Origin of the sequence: Acetobacter ascendens, from assembly GCF_001766235.1 — a bacterium.
GTDB classification, from domain to species: domain Bacteria; phylum Pseudomonadota; class Alphaproteobacteria; order Acetobacterales; family Acetobacteraceae; genus Acetobacter; species Acetobacter ascendens.
On the sequence record NZ_CP015164.1, the window covers coordinates 335,309 to 356,622 of the forward strand.

Annotated in this window: 17 protein-coding genes; 9 read left to right on the plus strand and 8 right to left on the minus strand. The window is 56.8% G+C overall.

Annotation, left to right across the window (positions count from 1 at the left end; genetic code table 11):
* The first annotated feature begins 5 nt into the window (after positions 1–5).
* The 7 genes from mtnC to A4S02_RS01755 all read left to right on the plus strand — a co-directional run bounded on the left by mtnC (position 6) and on the right by A4S02_RS01755 (position 9,435).
* Complete coding sequence (mtnC, locus tag A4S02_RS01725; protein ID WP_019089726.1) at positions 6–710, plus strand: acireductone synthase; 705 nt, start codon at positions 6–8, stop codon at positions 708–710.
* A gap of 4 nt (positions 711–714) precedes the next feature.
* Complete coding sequence (locus tag A4S02_RS01730) at positions 715–1,662, plus strand: bifunctional riboflavin kinase/FAD synthetase (protein WP_208858902.1); 948 nt, start codon at positions 715–717, stop codon at positions 1,660–1,662.
* Positions 1,663–1,834: 172 nt separating this feature from the next.
* Positions 1,835–4,750, plus strand: coding sequence for an isoleucine--tRNA ligase (gene ileS, locus A4S02_RS01735; protein WP_070322756.1), 2,916 nt, complete (start codon positions 1,835–1,837; stop codon positions 4,748–4,750).
* The gene (gene lspA, locus A4S02_RS01740; RefSeq protein WP_070322757.1) at positions 4,747–5,262 is read left to right on the plus strand and encodes a signal peptidase II; all 516 of its coding nucleotides are present in this window, start codon (positions 4,747–4,749) and stop codon (positions 5,260–5,262) included. Before ileS ends, lspA begins: the two co-directional genes overlap by 4 nt.
* A gap of 48 nt (positions 5,263–5,310) precedes the next feature.
* The gene (locus A4S02_RS01745) at positions 5,311–5,841 is read left to right on the plus strand and encodes a DUF3035 domain-containing protein (RefSeq protein ID WP_070322758.1); all 531 of its coding nucleotides are present in this window, start codon (positions 5,311–5,313) and stop codon (positions 5,839–5,841) included.
* A 17-nt stretch (positions 5,842–5,858) separates the two neighbouring features.
* A complete protein-coding gene (mutL, locus tag A4S02_RS01750) occupies positions 5,859–7,799 on the plus strand; it encodes a DNA mismatch repair endonuclease MutL (RefSeq protein ID WP_082246723.1) in 1,941 nt (646 codons plus the stop codon).
* Positions 7,800–7,917: 118 nt separating this feature from the next.
* Positions 7,918–9,435 (plus strand): complex I subunit 4 family protein, encoded by a 1,518-nt coding sequence (locus tag A4S02_RS01755; protein ID WP_070322759.1) that lies wholly within the window; start codon positions 7,918–7,920, stop codon positions 9,433–9,435.
* A 24-nt stretch (positions 9,436–9,459) separates the two neighbouring features.
* Here the strand turns inward: A4S02_RS01755 and A4S02_RS01760 are convergent, their stop codons facing one another.
* From A4S02_RS01760 to A4S02_RS01770, 3 genes are all read right to left on the minus strand, one after another.
* The gene (locus tag A4S02_RS01760; protein WP_070322760.1) at positions 9,460–10,386 is read right to left on the minus strand and encodes an EamA family transporter; all 927 of its coding nucleotides are present in this window, start codon (positions 10,384–10,386) and stop codon (positions 9,460–9,462) included.
* A gap of 69 nt (positions 10,387–10,455) precedes the next feature.
* Entirely contained in the window at positions 10,456–12,495 is a 2,040-nt protein-coding gene (parE, locus tag A4S02_RS01765) for a DNA topoisomerase IV subunit B (RefSeq protein ID WP_019089717.1), read from the minus strand.
* Positions 12,496–12,600: 105 nt separating this feature from the next.
* The gene (locus A4S02_RS01770; RefSeq protein ID WP_070322761.1) at positions 12,601–13,125 is read right to left on the minus strand and encodes a hypothetical protein; all 525 of its coding nucleotides are present in this window, start codon (positions 13,123–13,125) and stop codon (positions 12,601–12,603) included.
* 388 nt (positions 13,126–13,513) lie between these two features.
* Here A4S02_RS01770 and A4S02_RS01775 point away from each other — a divergent pair, with 388 nt between their 5' ends.
* Positions 13,514–14,041: an Ig-like domain-containing protein gene (locus A4S02_RS01775; protein WP_019089715.1), complete on the plus strand. Its 528-nt coding sequence runs from the start codon at positions 13,514–13,516 to the stop codon at positions 14,039–14,041.
* 123 nt (positions 14,042–14,164) lie between these two features.
* On the opposite strand, the gene A4S02_RS01780 is transcribed toward A4S02_RS01775, so the two are convergent.
* Positions 14,165–14,614: an RrF2 family transcriptional regulator gene (locus A4S02_RS01780; protein WP_070322762.1), complete on the minus strand. Its 450-nt coding sequence runs from the start codon at positions 14,612–14,614 to the stop codon at positions 14,165–14,167.
* 139 nt (positions 14,615–14,753) lie between these two features.
* Here A4S02_RS01780 and cysK point away from each other — a divergent pair, with 139 nt between their 5' ends.
* Complete coding sequence (cysK, locus tag A4S02_RS01785) at positions 14,754–15,755, plus strand: cysteine synthase A (protein ID WP_185303265.1); 1,002 nt, start codon at positions 14,754–14,756, stop codon at positions 15,753–15,755.
* A gap of 103 nt (positions 15,756–15,858) precedes the next feature.
* Here the strand turns inward: cysK and A4S02_RS01790 are convergent, their stop codons facing one another.
* From A4S02_RS01790 to A4S02_RS01805, 4 genes are all read right to left on the minus strand, one after another.
* A complete protein-coding gene (locus A4S02_RS01790; protein WP_208858903.1) occupies positions 15,859–17,094 on the minus strand; it encodes an OmpA family protein in 1,236 nt (411 codons plus the stop codon).
* A 129-nt stretch (positions 17,095–17,223) separates the two neighbouring features.
* Complete coding sequence (locus A4S02_RS01795; RefSeq protein WP_070322764.1) at positions 17,224–17,565, minus strand: DUF1491 family protein; 342 nt, start codon at positions 17,563–17,565, stop codon at positions 17,224–17,226.
* 10 nt (positions 17,566–17,575) lie between these two features.
* Entirely contained in the window at positions 17,576–19,234 is a 1,659-nt protein-coding gene (locus tag A4S02_RS01800) for a S41 family peptidase (RefSeq protein ID WP_208858933.1), read from the minus strand.
* 46 nt (positions 19,235–19,280) lie between these two features.
* On the minus strand, positions 19,281–21,311 hold the full coding sequence (locus tag A4S02_RS01805; protein ID WP_070322766.1) for an RNB domain-containing ribonuclease: 2,031 nt from the start codon (positions 21,309–21,311) through the stop codon (positions 19,281–19,283).
* Positions 21,312–21,314: the final 3 nt, after the last annotated feature.

The following is a 21,314-nucleotide window of genomic DNA, read 5'->3' on the forward strand; positions in this document are numbered from 1 at the left end:
GCATAATGGCCGATACCCGGATTTCTCCGCGCGTGGTGCTGCTGGATATTGAAGGCACCACCCTGCCAGTGGCTTTTGTGCATAAAGTGCTTTTTCCCTATGCGCGCAAACATCTGCCCGCATTGCTGGAACAGCACGAAAACCCAGTGGTGCAGGAAGCGCTGGCACAAATTGCCCAAGCAGCCCCCGGCGTGCCCCCGCTAGAACAGCTTGAACGCTGGATGGCGGAAGATGCCAAGGTTGCCCCGCTTAAAAGCCTGCAAGGTCTATGTTGGCAGCAGGGGTATGAAAAAGGAGAGCTGGAAGCCCAGCTTTACCCGGATGTTGAACCAACCTTAAAGGCATGGAAAGCCGCAGGTCTTACGTTGGCAGTGTATTCCTCTGGCTCCGAAGCCGCGCAGAAGCTGATTTATGGCTATACCGAGCAGGGGAACTTGACCTCGCTTTTCAGCGCGTTTTTTGATCTGCGCGTTGGTGGTAAGAAAAGCGCGCAAAGTTATCGCCATATTCTGGAACAAAGTGGCTGGCAGGGGCAGGATGTGCTGTTTCTGTCCGATGTGGTGGCAGAGCTGGATGCAGCAGCCCAAGCAGGCCTGCGTGTATGCCAGATTGCCCGCCCGGAAGATGGCACGGTGGCAGGTACTACCCACCCTGTAGCGCAATCTCTGCCGCAGGCGGGGCAGATGTTTGGCCTGCCGGAAGGAGCATAATAAAGTGCTGAAAGCACAGTTGCACACAAACTGGCGGGATATACCGCCGGAAGCGCACGGCTGTGCGGCAGCGCTTGGTAATTTTGATGGTGTGCATCTGGGCCACGCCCATCTGGTTCATTCCACCCACGCAGCGCGGCCAGATCTGCCCTTGGCGGTGGTTACGTTTGAACCCCACCCGCGCGAACTTTTTCGCCCGCAGGACCCACCATTCCGCCTGAGCCTGCCAGATGAGCGCTTTGCCGCCCTACAGGCGCTAGGTGTGAAGCATGTGTTCCAGATTGGGTTTGATGAAGAATTCTCCCGCATGACGGCGGAACGGTTTGTAGAAGACGTGCTGCATGATGCCCTGTGCCTGCGCCACGTTGCCTGCGGGCCAGATTTTGCCTTCGGGTATCGGCGCGGGGGCGATGTGACGTTCTTGGCCGAACGCACGGGTGAACTGGGTATGGGCTTTACATCCGTGCCCGCGCTGGCAGATGCCGCAGGGCCATATTCCTCCACCCGTATCCGGCGGTTGTTGCAGGAAGGGTATCCAGAACGGGCAACGGAAGAACTCGGTCGCCCGTGGTTTATTCGTGGCCAAGTGCAGCATGGTGATAAACGCGGCCGTTTACTGGGCTTCCCTACAGCTAACATTCCACTTGGGCGGCATTTGGAGCCCGCACGTGGGGTTTACGCCGTAACGGTGCGCTTACCCGGTGGTTATACACGCCCCGGCGTGGCCAATATTGGCCGCAGGCCCACCATTAACGATGGGCAGGAAAGCCGCGTAGAAGTGAACCTGTTTGACTTTGATGGTGATTTGTACGGCCAAACGCTTTCTGTAGCTTTACACAAAATGCTGCGGCCAGAACAGCGCTTTGCCGGGCTGGATGAACTCAAGGCCCAGATCGCGCAGGATGCGCAGCAGGCGCGCATGGTTCTGAACGCCGAACTGGCTGGCATATAACCCCCTGTAAAAGTGCGGACAGATAGGGCAGAATAGAATTTGCGGCCGCAATGTGGCCGTTCATGCTTGACCCTGCGCTTGTCCTTTTTGATAAGAGCCTGAATGCAAGATGGTTTGACCAGCACATGCGGGGCCAGACCATGAACCCGAACTGAAGTGACATCACCCGCTCATGACCACATCCAGCAGCGACCAGGACACCCAATCCCCCGCCGATCTGTATCGTGATACGGTGTTCCTGCCCCGTACATCTTTCCCCATGCGCGGGGGCTTGCCTAAGCAGGAACCTAAATGGCTGGAAAAGTGGGCAGAAACCGGGCTGGATGCGCGGCTGAAACAGCAGGCGGAAGGGCGGCCCACCTTTACGCTGCATGATGGCCCCCCATATGCCAATGGCCACCTGCACATTGGCCATGCCATGAACAAGATCAATAAGGATGTGATCAACCGCGCCCATCGTATGTCTGGCTACGGCGTGCGCTACGTGCCGGGTTGGGATTGCCACGGCCTTCCGATTGAATGGAAGGTGGAAGAAAAATACCGCAAGGCAAAGAAAGACAAGGATTCCGTGCCTGTGCTGGAATTCCGTGCTGAATGCCGTGCCTATGCGGGTGAGTGGCTGAATATCCAGATGCAGGAATTCCAGCGTCTTGGCGTGCAGGCGGAATGGCAGAACCGCTACGCCACCATGGATTTCTCATCCGAAGCGGCCATTGTGAACGAAATTGGCAAGTTTCTGCTGAACGGGCGGCTGTATCGTGGCTTGCGCCCCGTGATGTGGAGCCCGGTTGAAAAAACCGCTCTGGCTGAAGCTGAAATCGAATATCACGATCATACCTCCACCACTATTTTGGTGGCCTTCCCGGTTGTGCGGGATCCCACGCCAGCCCATGCGCTGGAGGATGTATCTGTTGTCATCTGGACCACCACACCGTGGACCATTCCCGGCAACCGCGCTTTGGCCTACGGGCCGGAAATCACCTACGTGGTGCTGCGGGTAGATGAAACGGGTGAGGGCGCATTGCTTGAACCCGGCGCAAAGGTGCTGGTGGCCGAAGCGTTGGTAGATGCCTTCTGTCAGGAAGCTCACGTTACTGCGCACCATATCCTCTACACCCTGCCGGGCAGCGCGCTGAAAGGGGCTGTGTGCGCCCATCCGCTGCGTGGTGCCGGGTATGATTTTGATGTGCCGATGCTGCCGGGTGAATTTGTGACCACCGAGGCTGGCACCGGCCTTGTGCACATGGCGCCTTCTCATGGTGAGGATGACTTCCAGCTTTGCCGCATGTACGGCGTGGAAGTGCCCGAAGTGGTGCAGGCCGATGGCACATATGCCCCGTGGGTGGCGGGCTTTGCAGGCACGCATGTGTTCAAAGCGGCAGATGTTGTGTGCTCCACGCTGGAAGCCGTGATGGAACATGCCAACGCCAACGGCACAGCTCCGGCTGGGCTGGTGGGGCGTGGTGAAATTGTACATTCCTACCCCCATTCATGGCGTTCCCGCGCTCCGGTTATCTATCGTGCCACGCCGCAATGGTTCATCCGTATGGATGGTGAAGATTCACTGCGTGAAAAAGCCCTCAAAGCGCTGGAAGACGTTACCTTCGTGCCCGCACAGGCACGCAACCGTCTGACATCCATGATCCGCACGCGCCCAGACTGGTGCATTAGCCGCCAGCGTGCATGGGGCGTGCCCATTGCCGTGTTTGTTGAAAAACGCACCGGCGAAGTGCTGCGTGATGCCGATGTGATGCAGCGCGTGGTGGATGCGTTTAAGGAAGAAGGGGCTGATGCTTGGTATAGCTCTGAACCAGCACGCTTCCTCGGCCCGGATCGGAATCCAGATGACTACGATCAGGTGTTCGATATCGTGGATGTGTGGTTCGAAAGTGGCTCCACCCACGCCTTCGTGCTGGGCCAGCCGGGGCTGAACTTCCCTGCTGATCTGTATCTGGAAGGTTCGGACCAGCATCGTGGCTGGTTCCAGTCTTCCCTGCTGGAAAGCGTGGGCACGCGTGGTGTTTCACCCTACAAGGCGGTTGTTACCAATGGTTTTGTTCTGGATGAACAGGGCCGCAAGATGTCCAAATCCCTCGGTAACGTGATTGCCCCGCAGGATGTGAACGACAGCTTGGGTGCAGACGTGCTGCGCCTATGGGTGGTGAACTCCGATACCAATGATGATTTGCGCATTGGTAAGGAAATTCTCAAACAGCAGGGTGAACTGTATCGCCGCCTGCGCAATACGCTGCGTTGGCTGCTGGGTGCGCTGGATGGCTACACAGAAGCAGAAGCCGTGCCTTATGCCGAACTGCCAGAGCTGGAGCGCTGGGTTCTGCATCGCCTCACAGAACTGGGTGGGTTGATTGCCCGCGCGGTGGAAACGCATGAATGGGTAGGTGTGTATCCGGCCCTGCATGGATTCTGCACTACGGATCTGTCTGCTTTCTACTTCGATATCCGTAAGGATGCGTTGTATTGCGATGCGCCTGCCAACCCCACACGTCGCGCAGCCCGCACGGTGCTGGATATCCTGCACCGGTGCCTGACAACGTGGTTGGCCCCTGTGCTGGTGTTTACGGCAGAAGAAGCATGGACATCCCGTTTTGGGCCAGACCAGAGCGTGCATGAACAGGCCTTCCCTGAACTGCCTGCAGAATGGAATGATCCGGCATTGGATGAACGCTGGGCGCGTATTCGTTCCGTGCGGCGTATCATCACTACGGAAATTGAAGGTGCACGGCGCGAAGGCACCATTGGTTCTTCCCTTCAGGCGCAGGTTGAACTGACGTTCTCTGAAGAAGAAGCCGCACTGTTTGCCGGTGTAAACTGGAGCGAACTGGCCATTGTCTCTCACGTGGATGTGGTGGTGGACCCCACGTCTTCCTCTATTTACGTGGAAGGGGATGAAGGCGGCACGCTGCACGGTGCTCCGGTTGTGCAAGTTGCGGATGGTGAAAAATGTGTGCGTTGCTGGAAGGTTCTGCCAGAAACCGGCACGCGGGATGATTACGCCGGCCTGTGCCTGCGTTGCACCGATGTGGTGGAACAACAGGGTGGCCCGCGCACAGGGCAGGAGGGCGCGTGAGTTCTCGCCCCTTCATGCTGCGTCCGGCAGGCCTTGGCCTGCTGATGCTGATGCTTACTCTTTCAGCAGATCAGCTAAGTAAATACTGGATTCTGTATGGGCTGGATCTGCCCGCACGGAGTTCTGTTAAAGTGCTGCCGTTTCTTAACTTCACTATGGTATGGAACCACGCCGTTACTTTTGGCATGTTTGGCGGCCTAGGCGGGGCGGGGCGGATTGTGTTTTCCGCCATTGCGCTGGCCGTGGCCTGCTGCCTTCTGGTATGGATTTTTCGCACCCACAGCAAACTTACCGCTGCGTGTGTTGGGGCCATTACCGGTGGGGCCATTGGCAACGTAATGGACCGTGTGCGCTATGGGGCCGTGGTGGATTTTCTGCATGCCCATGCTTTTGGGTGGTCATGGTATGTATTCAACGTGGCAGATTCCGCTATAGTATGCGCCGTATGCATGCTGCTGGTGCAGAACTTTCTGGCAGGCGGGCAGCAACAAGACAACGTAAAAACCGGGTAACCCCCAAAGGGCTGGGTGTTTTTTTTCAGGATGAGTGGAAGGCAGACGATGGCGCGCCGTGTTTCGACACTGATTTCTCCGCTGCTGCTTCTTGGCGGCTGCTTTTTGCTAAGTGGCTGCTCAGGGAACGAAGCCGCCCGTGCTTTCGGGCTGGAACGCAGCCTGCCGGATGAATACACGGTTACAACCCGTGCCCCGCTTTCCATGCCGCCATCAGATGAGCTGGTAAAGCCATCAAAGGGTGATGACCACCGGCAGGATGAAAGTGAACGCCTACAGGCGCTGGAAACACTTTCCCCCGATGTGGCGCTGCGTGGCACAAACGGTGATACCAGTGAAGGCCAGACCATTTTGGTGAATGAGGCCACAGAGGCATCAGATGCGCCAGACCGGGGTGAGCTGGGTGAAGCCGGTTCGGGCTTCGTGCAGGAACTGATGTTCTGGAAAGGTGGCAAGGCCGGGGGCGTGGTGGATGCGGATGGAGAAAACCGTCGCCTGAAAACCAATGCCGCTTTGGGCAACTCGCCCACCAAAGGCGTTACGCCTACACAGCACCCCAAAGGTTCCGGTCTGTTCTGATCGGAAAGGTCTGACGCATGTCCGACCTATTTGCTAAACCCGGTATGGATACAAACCAGCCTGCAACGCCGGCCCATGTGCGGCGGTTGCCAGAGGTTATTGTTAACCGCATTGCTGCGGGTGAGGTGATAGAACGCCCTGCTGCAGCGGTGAAGGAACTGGTTGAAAACGCCATAGATGCAGGTGCCCGCAGGCTGGAGGTTTCTCTGGCAGGTGGGGGTGTGGACCGCATTATCGTTACGGATGATGGTGGGGGCATGTCAGCCGATGATCTGGCTTTGGCGGTAGATCGGCATTGCACATCCAAACTGCGCGATGAAACATTGGTGCATATCAGCACGCTTGGTTTTCGGGGGGAGGCTCTGCCTTCAATCGGGGCGGCAGCGCGGCTGTGCATTACCTCTCGCCCAAAAGGGGAAAGTGGTGCGTGGCGGATTAGGGTAGAAGGGGGCAAGGTCTCCCCCGTTGAACCCGCAGCCGGTGCGCCGGGCACCAGCGTAGTGGTGGAAGATCTGTTTTTTGCCACCCCCGCCCGCCGTAAGTTTCTGAAAAGCGCGCGTGTGGAAGGCCGGCACGCTGAAAACGTGGTGCGGCGTCTGGCCTTGGCTGTGCCGCAAACGGCTTTCCGGTTTGTGCTGGATGAGCGCGTGCTGTTTGATCTACCCGCGCAGGATATGGCCGCCCGTTCTGCTGCTCTGCTGGATGCCAGCGAGGCTGATGGTTTTTTAGAAATTGCAGGTGAGCGCGATGGTATGACCCTAAGCGGGTTTATCTGCCCGCCATCGGTTCATCGTTCCACGGCTAATGGGCAGTTCATGCTGGTGAATGGTCGCCCCGTGGTGGATCCGGTGCTTAAAACCGCCGTGCGCGTGGCCTATAGACGCGTGATCGAGCCCGGCAGGCACCCTGTTGTGGCACTTACGCTCACAGTGCCGCCTGACCGAGTGGATGTAAATGTGCATCCAGCCAAAACAGAACTGCGCTTTGCGGATGAAGCCAGCGTGCGTTCCTTGGTTATTGGCACCATTCAGCGTGCGTTAGAGCATGGGGCTGGTAGCGTGGGCGTGCGGCCTGTTCTGTCCTCTGCACCACGGCAGGCACGTATTTGGTATCCGCCAGAAAAAGAGGCAGCACCGCCGGTTCCTGCTCCTGCGTTCCATGCCCCCACGCCAGAGGGTGTGCGTTTTGCAGAAGGCCGCTTGCAGTTTGGTGATGCCCCGGCAGCCAGAACTTTGCCGCCTGTTGCCATGCCTTCATCCGGTGCGGGGTGGGATGCTCCAGCAGTCAACACCGCAGCCCCCACGCAGGCTATGCCAACCTATGTGGCGGATGGAGCATCTGCGCAGCCAGTAGCGGCGGATCACCCCTTGGGTGCGGCGATCGCACAGGTGTTGGATACATATATTCTGGCCGTAGCCGCAGATGGCAGCTTGGTGCTGGTAGATCAGCACGCAGCGCATGAACGGCTCACGCATGAGCGTTTGCGGGCGCAGTTTTTAAGTGGGCATGTGCAGGCGCAGCGTTTGCTGGTGCCCGATGTGGTGGATCTGCCCCGCGTGCAAGTGGAACTGCTGTTGGCACGCCAGCCCACGCTGGAAAAACTGGGTGTGGAAATAGAAGCCTTTGGCGGCGACTCCGTTTTGGTACGTGCCTTGCCCGCCATGCTGCGCAGCAGTGATGCTGTAAACCTACTGCGTGATCTGGCTGAAGAGCTGGAAGCGGATGAAAACGGTGCACCGGATGAAATGGCAGCGCTTGATGGGCGGCTGGATGCTGTAATTGCCCGCATGGCCTGCCACGGCAGTATTCGGGCCGGGCGCAGGCTGAGCGTGGAAGAAATGAACGCGCTGCTCCGCCAGATGGAAGAAACACCCCGTGCAGGCACATGCTCACACGGGCGGCCAACGTGGCTGAAGCTTAGCAAGGCCGATCTCGAAAAGTTGTTTGGCCGCCGTTAAGGATATGGCTGTTCTGCGTGGTGTGATCGGCTGAACGTGAACGGCTACCTGCTGGTATCAGCCAGTAAAAAAGAGCAGGTTTGCAGCATCTTCATATAACCTGAATGGTGGTGATGCCGTGCAGCCCATCCTGCTTTCGCTCATAACCTATCTTCCTCTTGTTGCGGCGCTGGTGGCATTTTTTGCCCCTGGCAGGCCAGAACAGCAGGATAGTACAGCCCGATGGGTTGGGCTGTGGAGCAGCCTGATTACCCTTGGCCTTAGCGTGCTGATGTGGCTGGAGTTTGATCCTACCCAGCCCGGCCTACAATTTGAAACACGCCTGCGCTGGATGGGGGATTACGGTATTTCCTACCATACGGGGGTGGATGGCATCAGCTTGGTGTTTATTCTGCTTACGGCGTTTCTTACCCCGCTGGCGTTGGGGGCAGGTTGGCGCAGCATGCAAACACAGGGGCGGCAGTTTGTGGCCGCCATGCTGGCGTTGGAAACAGCTTTGTTCGGCCTGTTTTCCGCACAGGATATGCTGCTGTTTTACGTGTTTTACGAAGCAACGCTTATTCCCGGTAGCCTGATGATAGGCGTTTGGGGTGGGCCAAAGCGCGTTTGGGCTTCACTTCAGTTCTTTCTGTTTACGTTTGGTGGCTCGTTGTTCATGTTGGTGGGGCTTATCATCATGTGGCTGCAAACGGGCACCACGGATATTCCGGCCTTAATGCATGCAGGATTCTCCCAGCCCTTGCAGGGGTGGTTGTTGCTGGCCTTTTTGTTGGCCTTTGGGGTCAAACTGCCGCTGTTTCCGCTGCACGCGTGGCTGCCCGATGCGTATTCCGAGGCCCCAACACCGGCTTCAGCCATGCTTTCTGGCGTGCTTTCCAAAACCGGCGCTTACGGGCTGTTGCGTTTTGGGGTGCTGATGTTCCCCGATGCGGTGCGGCTGTTTGCGCCCTATGTGCTGGCCCTTGGGGTTGTGGCCATTATTTACGCGGCTTTTGTGGCCTTTGCCCAAACAGACATGAAGCGCGTGATTGCGTATTCCTCCTTTTCCCACATGGGCATGATTGCCGTGGGGCTGTTTACGCTGACAGCGGAAGGTATTGATGGTGCAATTTTCCAGATGCTCTCGCACGGGGTGGTGATTGCAGCGCTCTTCTTCTGCGTGGCAGCGGTGGCGTGGCGGGCCGAAACGCAGCAGATTGATGCACTGGGTGGCGTTGCGCGCCAGATGCCGGTGCTGGCTTTGTTGGCTATGCTGTTTACCATGGCCAATGTGGGGCTGCCGGGCACGGGGTCCTTTGTTGGGGAATTGCTGGTACTTATGGGCGCTGTGCATGTGTCCTTCTGGGTGGCGCTGCTGGCAGGTAGCACCATGATTATGGGCGCAGTTTACATGCTCTCATTCTATCGGCGGGCGTTGTTTGGCGGCGTAAAAGGCACGGTTAGCCTACTGCGAGATCTAACTGCCGCAGAAATTGCCGTGCTGGCCCCGCTGGCTATTGTAACGTTGTGGATGGGAGTGCATCCGGGCAGTTTTACCCGGTTGTTTGACCCCGTCATCATGCAGGCCATACACGGCAGCGCGGCCAATGTAGCTTCGGCTTCTGGCCATGCTGTTCTGCATGTGGCAGCCCGCTAACAGGGCTTGAAAGCTCAGATTTTTCTAGTTGGGCAGTTCTGGCACATCCTGTGCTGGAGCTGCCTTTCGTTTTGATGTGTCGGGGCTAAGAATAATCCCAGCCGAGGCCGCAACTACGCATAAAATTCCACAGAGCTGAAGGGGAGATGGCGTTTCGTGCAGGATAACCGCGCCAGCCACCGTGGCGCATACGGGTTCCAGACTGCTGAGCATGCCAATATCGCGGGCGTTCAGGTTCTGCATGGCCAGCATTTCCAGAGAATAGGGCAGGGCGGAAGAACAGAACGCCACCAATACGCCCAGCCCCAACATGGCAGGGGCTGAAAAGCCGATAACCAGTGCAGGCACAAAGCAGGGCAAAAACACAACGCACGCCCCGCATGCCATGCCCAGTGCGCAGGCATGTGCCCCCGGCACTTTGCCAGCCACACGTTGCCCGAACAGAATGTAAAGCGCCCAGCAGAGTGCGGCCAACAGGGCAAACCCTACACCTGTAAAATCGGTTTTGGTGGATGCAGATGGGTTAAGCACCAGTGCCAACCCCAGCACGGTAAGCAGAATCCAGCCAATATCAGCCAGCTTGCGAGAGCCCACAAAAGCCACAACAAGCGGGCCAATAAATTCCAACGTTACGGTTGTGCCCAGCGGAATGTGTTGGAGTGCCAGATAGAAGCAGAGGTTCATGCCTGTCATGGCCAATCCGTAAGGGATGACCAGCCGCAGAACAGGAACGGACAGAAATCCCCAGCTCCTAAAAAACGGCACCAGCATAAAGGCTGCCAGGCAAACACGCAGGCCCACCACCCCAGATGTGCCAAACACCGGGAAAATGGATTTGGCGAGGGAGGAGCCAAACTGAATGCACACCATGCTGGTTAACAAATAAGACAGAGCCAGCAGGCGTGTGCGAAGGGGCAGGGCAGTAAAAGTGGAAGATGGGGCTGCTGTCATGCACACCCATCTAGAGGCAGATACGCAAGCCCTATGCCGCCCAGCCCATCTGCCGCGTTGGAGAGCGGGTTAAACATCCAGCAGGTCATCTACGGTGCGTGCATGTTCCTGAATAAACGCAAAGCGCAGTTCTGGCTTACGGCCCATCAGGCTTTCTACCCGCTGGCGTGTTGAGAGCCGGTCTTCTTGCGGGGTAACAACGCGCAGCAGGGTGCGGCGCTTGGGGTCCATTGTTGTTTCTTTCAGATCCCCCGGTGGCATTTCCCCCAGCCCTTTAAAGCGGGAGACATCAATTTTGCCACGCGCCTTGAACTCGGTTTTCATTTTGCGTTCACGGTCTGCGTCATCCATGGCGTAAACCGATTTTGCACCTTGTGTCAGGCGGTAGAGCGGGGGCTGGGCCAGATACAGATGGCCGTTGCGGATAAGCTCCGGTAGCTCACGGTAAAAGAATGTCATGAGCAGCGAGGCAATATGCGCGCCATCCACGTCTGCGTCGGTCATGATAATCACGCGGCCATAGCGCAATTTGGAAAGGTCGAATCTATCGCCCGATCCACAGCCCAGCGCTTCAATCAGATCGCGCAGTTCCTGATTTCCACGCAATTTTTCTGCTGTGGCGCTGGCAACATTTAGAATTTTACCGCGCAGGGGCAAAACGGCCTGTGTTTCACGATTACGGGCCTGTTTGGCAGAACCACCAGCCGAGTCGCCCTCTACCAGAAAAATTTCTGTATCCGGGGCAAATTCCTTGGTGCAATCCGTCAGCTTGCCGGGCAGGCGCAGGCGGCGGGTAGCACTTTTGCGCGGTGTTTCCTTCTGCTCCTTACGGCGCAGGCGTTCTTCCGCCCGTTCTATGGCAAAGCCCAGCAGCGTATCGGCCTGTGGCGGGTTTTGCGCCAGCCAGTGGTCAAACCTATCCCGCAAAGCCGTTTCCACCAGCTTGCTGGCGCTGGATGAGGTGAGTTTTTCCTTAGTTTGGCCTTGAAACTGCGGGTCACGAATAAATACAGAAAGCCGCCCCGCGCTCATGCCCAGCACATCTTCTGCCGTAATGGCAGAGGCTTTTTTGATGGAGCGTTGGTCCCCCCAAGCGCGCAGGCCTTTTACCAGTGCGTTGCGGAATCCGGTTTCATGCGTGCCGCCTTGCGGGGTGGGGATAGTGTTACAGTAGGACACCAAAGAGGCCGGGCCGTTTTCTAAAAACGCCACAGCCCATTCTACCTTGCCATTATCTGTGCCGTCTGCTGCGGGCGGCAGAGGGGCCTCTCCAGCCCACAGAGGGGTAAGTAGCGGGGCCTTGGGGCCAAGCTCATCTGTCAGGCTGTCTGCCAACCCTCCGGGGAAGTGCAGGGTGGCTTCTGTTGGTGTTTCATCTCCTGCTTTGATCAGCGCCGGATCGCAGGACCAGCGGATGGTGACGCCACGGAACAGAAAAGCCTTGGAGCGGCAGAGCCGGTACAGGCGAGAGGGCACAAAGACATGCGTGCCAAAAATTTCAGGGTCTGGCTGAAAGCTGATCTGCGTGCCGCGCCGATTAGGGGCAGCGCCCACTTTTTCCAGCTTTGTTACGGGTTTGCCGCGTTCATATACTTGTTTCCACACAGTACGATCGCGCGCAATTTCCACTTCCATGCGGGTGGAAAGCGCATTCACTACAGAAGAACCAACCCCGTGCAAGCCGCCAGAGGTAGCGTAAGCCTTGCCAGAAAACTTACCGCCAGCATGCAAGGTGGTAAGAATAACTTCCAGCGCAGAACGATCGGGAAAGCGTGGGTGTGGGTCTACCGGAATACCGCGCCCGTTATCCCGAACGGTCAGGCGGTTTTCTGTATCCAGCCGCACATCAATGGTGTTGGCATGGCCGGCCACGGCTTCATCCATGGCGTTATCAAGAATTTCTGCCGCCAGATGGTGCAGGGCACCTTCATCCGTGCCGCCAATATACATGCCGGGCCTGCGGCGTACAGGCTCCAGCCCCTCCAGAACCTCAATAGCGCTGGCATCATAGGCCTGTGCCGAATCTGCCTGCGTTCCCGGCTTGGCATCACGGGTTTTGCCGGTGGAGGATTTGCGGGCCGGTGGGGTATTGGAAAACAGATCGCTCATGCGGGAAATCTGTCCCGCGTTGGCGCTGATTCGTCAAGCGTAGTGGTGAGGGGGCGGCAAGCTTTTAACGGCTTCCTTGCCAAAGCCCCCTTACCAGCGCGCTTTTTATGCGCGGCGTGTGGTACGGCGGCGCGTTGTGGTGTGCGCAGAACGGGAAGCAGAAGGCGCTGCGCAGGTTTCAAAGGAAGCGGGCTGCGTAACGTCCTTGGCATCGGAATAGCTGGAAAGATCTTCCCCGCTTTCCAGTGCGTTCACTTCATCAAACATGGCAAGGCGCTGCTGGCAGAAAATGGTGCCAGACTGCAAGCCACGCTCAGACTGCACGTTGGCCAACTGCGTGATGTAATCATCATGCTCCTGCTGGGCGCGGCGGCCATAGGTGGTGCGGAAGTAGCCGTTCAGGCGTTCTTCTTCCCGCAGGAGGGTGGTGCGAAACTTGGCCACGAATGCGTTGTAGCGGTCCTGCGCACTGCAGGACAGTGCTGTAACCATCAGTTCGCTTTTAAGGCCCTGCACGTTAAAGGCTTCGTGCGCAGGGGAGTGGCCACATTCGCTAGCGGCAAAGGAAGCCGAGCTGTGCAGAACGCCCGCGGCAAGAACCCCCGCGGCAAGGAAACGGGAAAAGGACATAGTACCTCCGACAGATGCTGGGAAGGGAATACCGCATTCACGCAAGAAAGAAACGGGTATTTTTTCATACCGTCTGCCTGCTTTGATAAGTGCGGATAGGCCAGCATGTTATTTTGGCGTAAAAGTTGGAAAAATAGGCGGCTCTGTTTAACAGAATATTTGCGGTTAAAAGATGTTTTCGCGCAGTTGTGTGGACGTTGATATGCGACAAGCTGCCCACCAGTGCTGTATGCCTCTTCCTTCCTGCTGCGGGATGTTTTAAAGGCAGATGCGAATCATGCTTTGTGGGTAGGGGGCAGATGCCCGGTTTGGGCCTCTTTCCATTCAGCCCCGAAGCGTGCAGAAGAGATTGCAAGTTTAATTGATACAACAGAAGCGGAGCTGTCGAGTGCGCTTACGAGGAATTGCCGGTTTGGCGCTAACTGGTGGGATGCTTGCCGGCTGTGCAACAACGGGCGGCCCTATTCATGTCGGGTCCCCCAATCCCTTTGGGTACCTTAAAAAGTCTGCCGTGTGCAGCACAACGCCTATCAAGAAAGAGGCCGATGGCTCACTTTCCACCACCATGACCGTGCGGTCTGATGATGGTCTGTGCGAAGTGCTGGTAGATCAGCCCGGTGGCAAGGCGTATGCATCCTTTGGGGTTTCTCCTGCGCCAGAACACGGCAAGGCGTTCCTGTACACGCTGGATAGCGATACGCACGTTACCTACACCCCAACACTGGGCTATGCTGGGCAGGATAAATTTACGGTTATCCTTATTCCCGGTCCGGGCCAGCAGCGCACGCGCCTGACAGTGACGGCTCAGGTAGATGCAACGGGCGTGGTTATCCCGCACGCGGCTGTAACTGCACCTGCGGCAGAAGCTCCTAAAAAGAAAGCAGTCGTGCGCAAGGCCGTTACGCGTAAGCGTTAATCTGCCCTGCTGCCCTGTTTTTGGGTGCTGAAATTAAAAAACGGTGTTCCAGAAATGGAGCACCGTTTTTTTATGCCAATACGCTCCGGGTAAAACCCGGCAGCGTATTGGGCAGAATAAAAATTAAATGGAAAATGTAATAGGTTCGGCCAACGGACGTTTCAGCCCTGCGGATTCTGCCTGTTTTACCAGATCATCCAGCGTGGTTTTGCCCATCTGCGTAATCAGTTTCTGATCAAACTTATCCCAACATGGGGTCAGAACTTTCTGAAACAGCGCACCCTGCGGGCCATCATTGGCATCGGCATCTGTGTTCAGCACGGCTTCAATAATATCCACCAAGGAAATATCGCGCCGGGGGCGGCCAAGCCGATAGCCCCCACGTGGGCCACGAATGCTTTCCAGCAAACCAGAACGGGAAAGAGCCTGAAGCAGTGGTTCTATGCCACGCCGCGCCAGTTCGGAGCGTTCTGCAATATCAGCAGCACTTACCGTGCCGGAACGCCCGGCGTGAAACGCAACATCCAGCATAATAAGAACGGCGGTCATGGCTCTATCACGACGGAGGATCATGCAAAACAGTCCCTGTCCTGGTTGGGGGTATGGTTGATCATGTTTTATTTCCAGATCTTATGTTCAGTATAGCAGCACAGATATGGTTTATCTACGCTATAAATTCGTATTATATGGGTCTGAGATTTGTAAAACAGACATGGGAGAGCTTCTAATGGCAGCATCAACGCAGGAAAAAGAGGATTACGGCTTTGCCGCACCCAGAGGGCGGGTTTACGAGTCTGTCCTTAATCTGGTGGGGGGCACGCCGCTTGTTGCGTTGCCACGGCTGACACAGGAAGATGAATTAAAAGCCCGCGTGCTGCTGAAGCTGGAATTTTTTAACCCGCTTGGTTCTGTAAAAGACAGGATCGGCACCGCCATGGTGCTGGATGCTGAACGCAAGGGCCTGATTACACCGGGCCGTACCCTGCTGGTGGAACCTACATCGGGTAATACGGGTATCTCTTTAGCGTTTGTAGCGGCTGCACGGGGCTACAGGTTGATTGTGACTATGCCAGAGGGGGCTTCTATTGAGCGGCGGCGTATGCTGCGCCTAATGGATGCACAGGTGGAACTTACCCCCGCACGTTTGGGTATGGCCGGGGCTATTGCCCGTGCGAATGAAATTCTGAACGAAACCCCAGATGCATGGATGCCAGACCAGTTTGATAATCCGGCAAACCCCGCAGTGCATGCCGCCACCACGGCAGAAGAAATCTGGGTAGATACGGATGGCAAGGTGGATGCGGTTGTGGCTGGTGTTGGCACAGGCGGCACGGCTACAGGTATTGCAGAAGCCCTAAAGCCCCGCCGCAATACTCTACAGGTTTTTGGTGTGGAACCGGCAGAAAGTGCGATTCTGAATGGTGATGAACCCGGCCCCCACGGCATTCAGGGTATTGGCCCCGGTTTTTGCCCGGCCACGCTGAATACAAAGCTGCTGGATGGCGTTATCACTGTTTCTGAGCGTGAGGCCATTGCCGCTGCACGCCGATGTGCGCGTCTGGATGGTATTCCGGTAGGTATTTCTTCCGGCGCATCCTTGCATGCCGCGTTACAACTGGCTGGGCAGGATGAATACAAGGGCAAAACCATTGTAGCCATTGCGCCTTCCTTTGCCGAACGTTACCTTTCCACACCTCTGTTTACCGGTCTGTAAGGCCGGTTTTTAGCAGTCAAGTTTGGCCTATTGGCCACAAAAAAGCCCGTTCGGCCATGTGGCCAACGGGCTTTTTTTGAAGCTGTAAAGCTAAAGCAAGTTTTTAGCGGAAAATAATTTCCACACGCCGGTTCTGGGCTTCCTTGGTGTTGGGGCCTGTTGTAACCAGCGGATGTGTTTCACCATATCCGTGAATATCAATGGTAGTACCCGGCACGCCATCACGCATCAGTTCGGCTTTCACCACTTCCGCACGGCGGAGAGAAAGCCGCATGTTGTATTCTTCACCCGCTTTCTGGCCGGGATGGGCAGAGGAGTTATCCGTATAGCCAGAAACCGTAATGCGGGTAAGCGCCACATGGGCGGCAGCTTGCGCCGCTACACCAACAATAGAACGTGACCGATCTGTAAGGTCGGATTTATCCCAATCAAAGAACACCAGATAGCTGCGGGCGGCTGCCGGGGCGGGTGCTGCCACAATAGGTGCTGGCGGAGGTGGGGGCGGGGCCGGATTGAATTCATACCGCAGCCCCAGCATGAGGGTGTGGTTGAAATCGGTTTTGGTATCGTGATGCCCGCTGGAGAACTGATACGGGTGTGTCTGGTTGATGCTGTTGATAGTGCCGCCAATAGTGCCCCATGATGTAGCGCCATGAGACTGCGGGCCAAGCATTGTCCAGAACCGATATTCCGCTGTGGCAGAAAGCCCAACAACCCACGGAATGGGGAAGGCAAGGCCAAAAATGCCCTGATAGGCAAAGTTGCCAAACGTGCCACCCATTTTTTCTGCAAGCTGGTTGCCCGGTGCGGTTACGGATGTGCGCATGGCTGTCCAGCCATAGCCAATACCGGCCCCAAAATACGGAAACAGCCACGGCTTGCCGATATCCAGATCAAACAGGGCATTAGCCATAACGCCATAAGTCTGGCGGCGGCCATCTGCACGGCTGTTGAAGGTATTGGTGACAAACCGCTGATAACCTATGCTGCGGTAATCGCCTTCAACTTCCACACGGAAGCCGTTGCCCAAACCCCAACCGATGGAGCCAATACCCGCAGCGCCCGTGCGCCAGCGGTCTCGCCCATCAGGAAACTGGGCGGACGTACGTACGCGCTGATCCTGGTTAAAGGTGGCACCGCCTTCACCCGCAATATAAAGCCCCTGCACAGGCTGGGCTTTTGCGGTTACGGCAGCACACAACAGAAGCCCCGCGGCCAGCGGCGCAGAAAGCAGCGTTTGCGCAAGCAATTTCTGGCGCGGCTTCATGGTCTTCTCCCTGCTATGGCAGTAGTCGCGCGATACGTCCGGCATCGCATCTAATAGTACGAAGGCACACATGCTTGCCTTCTTTGCTGTAAAGTTGCCCGCTGTGCAACAGGTAGAACGGCCAGTTGACACAAACAGACGGGATTTATGTGTAATAAATGCCGCAGGCGTGTGCGATAAGCCACAATTAAGCAAATTGTATCAGAGCAGTATTGCTTCAAACGAAGGGCTGAAGCTGTCCGATTCAATTTCCAGAACCCATAAATCGGGGTCAAACTTAACCTGACGTTCTATAAACTTTTGAATCTGTTCCGCATCAACAGGCGTATTACCTGTCGCGCGCAACCATGCAGGTTCACCTTCTGGTGTACGAGTCTGGCTTAAAACCACGCCAGAACCGTTGCGTGCCGCCAACACCACCAGAATGCCACCTGCATCCGGGTCTCCCTTACGCAGGAGCATGGCGGATCGGCCATCCTGCCCGCTTTGGCGGAGTATGGCGCGGGCCATGATATCGGTTTTAAGGCGGGGTGGGGGGGGCATGTATCCTGCTTTACGGGGCTGCGGAAATCTGAGGAGCCGTTACGGCATCATCCGGAATGGCGTTGATGGCCGTTTTATACCACTCTGGATTCTCCAGCACGTTGCGCGCCACGTTCACATCCCGGTCAGTGCCCAGAGCGGCCGGACAGGTTTTGCGAATGGACATGATCTGAGAAACGGGAATCGGAAAGCGGGCATTGCGTGAAGCCGTAATGGCGGCCTGATTAGCCACTTGCCCTTCTGCCAGATCATGCAGATTTTTTTCTACATCTGCGGCACCAAGGCTGGTGCAAACCTGCGGCATCACGCCAAGCCCCTGCAACGGCCAGCGCAATGGGGCTATTACACGGCTCCATGTTACAAACAGCTCACCTTCATCGGGCAACTGTGCCACGGTTTGCACCAAACCTTTGCCTAAGGTTGCGCTGCCAATTACCACTGCACGGCGATGGTCCGCCAAGGCTGCGGCCAGAATTTCTGCGGCACTTGCGGTACGTCCATCTACCAGAATGGCAATGGGCAGGCCGTTTGTCATGTCACCACCTTGCACGGCCCATATATGGTTGGCCTGCGCATCCCGCCCACTGGTTACGGCGGCCACGCCTCTATCAAGCAGCAGGGCGGCGGCGGTTACGGCCTGTTGCAGCACACCGCCACGGTTGCCGCGCAAATCTATAATCAGGCCTTTTAAGTGCGTATCCTGCACGGCCTGATCCAGATACTGGCTCATTTCCTCTGCGGTATCGGAGGAAAAGGCCGTAACGCGCAGCACCACAATGGAGCCACTGGCAAAAGCAAATACGGTTTCGGGCGGTGTTTTGGCGCGGCGTAAGGTTACGGTGCGCGCACGGCGTTGGCCGGGTGTGAGCAGGCGCAGCACAACGGGGGTATCTTCCTCTCCCCGCAGCCATTCCATAACCGTTTCTGGTGTTTTGCCTGCCGTTAAACGGTTGTTGACGGAAAGCAGTCTGTCACCTGTATCTATGGCGGCTGTCCACGCCGGGCCGTTGGCATTTATGGCGGATATAACAAGGTAGCGGCCACTTTGCCCAAGACTGACGCCAATATCTGCTTCTCCACCCACGCGCGCAGCCCGATCCGAGGTGGCGGAAGTGGGGCCAATGTAGCGAGAATAGGAGTCTAGGTGGTTAAACAGTTCATCAAAAAACGCCTGCACCAGTTCTTCGCGGCTGGTTGTGCGCACGGCAAGGGAATGTGCGCGTGCGGTATCCAGAAAATCTACGACAATTTGTGCCCAATCATCCGCTGAACCCTCTGTAGGGGCTGGGCGGGAGAGCAGGCTGGTCTGGCCAGAAAGAAGCTGGATATTGGCACCGCGGGAATCGAAGGATAGGGAAGGATCAAGCGCTGAAAGGCTGGCCAGCCCCCAAAGTGTGAAATCCCGATAGCTATGCGCTTCCAGCGTGCGTGGCTGCAAAAACTGAAGAGCCGTGCTGATAACGGATTTAACCATCAGCATATCCGGCACAGGGGCCTTGTCTGGTACCGCAGCGGCGGATGCAGGTTGTTGTTCTGCTATAGGTGATGCGGATGCAGCCGCCTGTGTTGTGGAGGCAGAGCCCGGAGCACTATCTGGTAGCGGTGTATCGGATTTGCTTTGGGCGTGCAGGGGGGCAGGTTGGCAAAAAAGCAACACAGCCAGCACCATGCCCGGTAAGGCACGCGGCAGACCACGCACAAACCAGATGGCGTTTTCAGTGCTCATATACGGCATCAGTCAGCATCAGCGTACCTCGCGCCGGGCAGGTGCCCGCCAAGGTAACTGAAAGCACAGCCCCACTTTGCACGTGGGGGTGATGTGCCGAGGCATGGGTGTGCTGCGAGTCGTCATTCATCCCTGTGCGATCCGGAAAAGCTGACCATGCAAGGAAAGACGGAGTTCCGGTTTTCGTCAATCTCACTCGCAAGCCATGCCGTGTTGCTGTCATGACATGGGCAAACATTTTCTGGCCAACAAACGGGGCAAGAAAGATAGCAGCCAGCCGGTTCAGACTATCCTGCATGATGGTAGCTGCCCGGCGTTCTGTAAAGTTTAGCTGTGATGCTAAAGCCACATCTGGCGCAGGCAAGCGAGTATCAGCCTGCGCAGAGGAGTCGTTTATGTGGGTTAAGGCGCGGTGTGCCAGCAGATCTGCATACCGGCGGATAGGGCTGGTAAAATGTGTGTAGTGGCCCAGCCGTAGGTCATAATGTGATGCTGCGCGGGTGCTATAGCGCGCCATGTGGCGTGGGCTATCTGGGCTGGGCTGCGCATGGGTGCGGAATAGTGCTGGCAATGCCTGCGCTTGCAATTTTTCCGCCGCGATCTGATTAGCCAGAATCATGCACGCCGCCACCATATAATGTGCTTCCTGAGTGTTACGCGACACAAAGGCACAGGGTTGCCCGGTGGTATCAAACTGTACGTTCCAACCCGTTTCTTCCCGTTCCATCACACCGCGCTGCGTGGCTGCCTGCCGAATAGCGGCCCCTACATTACGCAGTGCGGGAAGTAGGGCAGATGGTAGCTGGGCCGCAGGATGTTCGGGCGGCAAGGTGGGCTGATGTGCGGGTGTATCAAATACTTGCTGCACGGCTTCGTATGTCAACCGCGCTGCACTTTGCATAATCCCTTGGCCAATTTGGGCAGAAACCACATGCCCTGCAGGGGTGATGTGCATATCTGCAAACACACAAAATCGATCCTGCCCCGGAAGCAGAGAACAAGCTTGCGCAGAAAGAGCCAGCGGCAGCATGGGTACCACTTTGTCTGGCAGATAAATGGAATTGCCCCGTTCTTGGGCTTCTTTATCCAGCGCGGAGCCGGGCTTTACCCAATGCGCTACATCGGCAATGGCCACGATAAGATGAAAACCCTCGGCCGTTTGTTCAGCCCAGAGTGCATCATCAAAATCATGCGCCGAGGCATCATCAATGGTGATGAGTGGCAGGTGGCGTAAATCTGTGCGGCCAGAAGGTGCTGGTGCGCCCTGTAAGGCAGCACTTTGCTGTGCGATCTGCTGGGCTTCGGCCTCGGCCTGCTCTGAAAATGCCGTGGGTGGATGATGGATCAACAGGCTGAGGCGCGAGGGCATGCCTGCATCATTCGCCTTGCCTAAAATGCTATGCACATGCCCCGCATAAGCGCCATTGGGCAGAGTATGAGGTGTTGCCAGCCCAATCTGCTGTGGTGTGAGCGGGAGAGAGCTTGCGTCTTCTTCTGGTGTAAGCGGCAGGTTTAACCGGGCATCACATGGTAACAGCAAGGGTTCCGGTGTACTGGCAGGGGTAACGGGTAGGTTGTTATCAAGCCGGGTAAGCAGCCGCAGGCCACGGACCTCGCGCTTTTGGGTGCCTGTTGCCGGTCGCAGGCGCACAAGCACGATATCGCCGGGAAAGAGATACGGTGTATCCGGCGGCTTTATCAGCAATACAACGGGGCGGGACAGAGCATCATCGGCCAAAAAGCCAGCCGCGCTGCCATCATCTCGAATATAGGACACCCGCATACGGGCGATATCAGGCAGGCCGATGGATGCCTTGAGTGTGCCGGGAGCAAGATCAAGCAGGTTTTCCGCAACAGCCATATCGTGCAGCAGGGCACGTATGGCGGCCTTTTGCCGCATGGGAAGCCGGAAGTTGCGCAGAATGTCTGTTAACCCGGTGGCAGTTCCGGTGCGGCTTTCAAGAAAAGCCCGTAGCTCCTGCTCAGATGGCAGGGCAGAAACATACGGGCTTGCCGACATGAC

Coding starts and splice junctions, on each gene's coding strand:
- mtnC (WP_019089726.1), top strand. CDS start 6: ATGGCCGATACCCGGATTTCTCCGCGCGTGGTGCTGCTGGATATTGAA.
- ileS (WP_070322756.1), top strand. CDS start 1,835: ATGACCACATCCAGCAGCGACCAGGACACCCAATCCCCCGCCGATCTG.
- A4S02_RS01745 (WP_070322758.1), top strand. CDS start 5,311: ATGGCGCGCCGTGTTTCGACACTGATTTCTCCGCTGCTGCTTCTTGGC.
- mutL (WP_082246723.1), top strand. CDS start 5,859: ATGTCCGACCTATTTGCTAAACCCGGTATGGATACAAACCAGCCTGCA.
- A4S02_RS01760 (WP_070322760.1), bottom strand. CDS start 10,386: ATGACAGCAGCCCCATCTTCCACTTTTACTGCCCTGCCCCTTCGCACA.
- parE (WP_019089717.1), bottom strand. CDS start 12,495: ATGAGCGATCTGTTTTCCAATACCCCACCGGCCCGCAAATCCTCCACC.
- A4S02_RS01770 (WP_070322761.1), bottom strand. CDS start 13,125: ATGTCCTTTTCCCGTTTCCTTGCCGCGGGGGTTCTTGCCGCGGGCGTT.
- A4S02_RS01780 (WP_070322762.1), bottom strand. CDS start 14,614: ATGATCCTCCGTCGTGATAGAGCCATGACCGCCGTTCTTATTATGCTG.
- cysK (WP_185303265.1), top strand. CDS start 14,754: ATGGGAGAGCTTCTAATGGCAGCATCAACGCAGGAAAAAGAGGATTAC.
- A4S02_RS01790 (WP_208858903.1), bottom strand. CDS start 17,094: ATGTGTGCCTTCGTACTATTAGATGCGATGCCGGACGTATCGCGCGAC.
- A4S02_RS01795 (WP_070322764.1), bottom strand. CDS start 17,565: ATGCCCCCCCCACCCCGCCTTAAAACCGATATCATGGCCCGCGCCATA.
- A4S02_RS01800 (WP_208858933.1), bottom strand. CDS start 19,234: ATGGTGCTGGCTGTGTTGCTTTTTTGCCAACCTGCCCCCCTGCACGCC.
- A4S02_RS01805 (WP_070322766.1), bottom strand. CDS start 21,311: ATGTCGGCAAGCCCGTATGTTTCTGCCCTGCCATCTGAGCAGGAGCTA.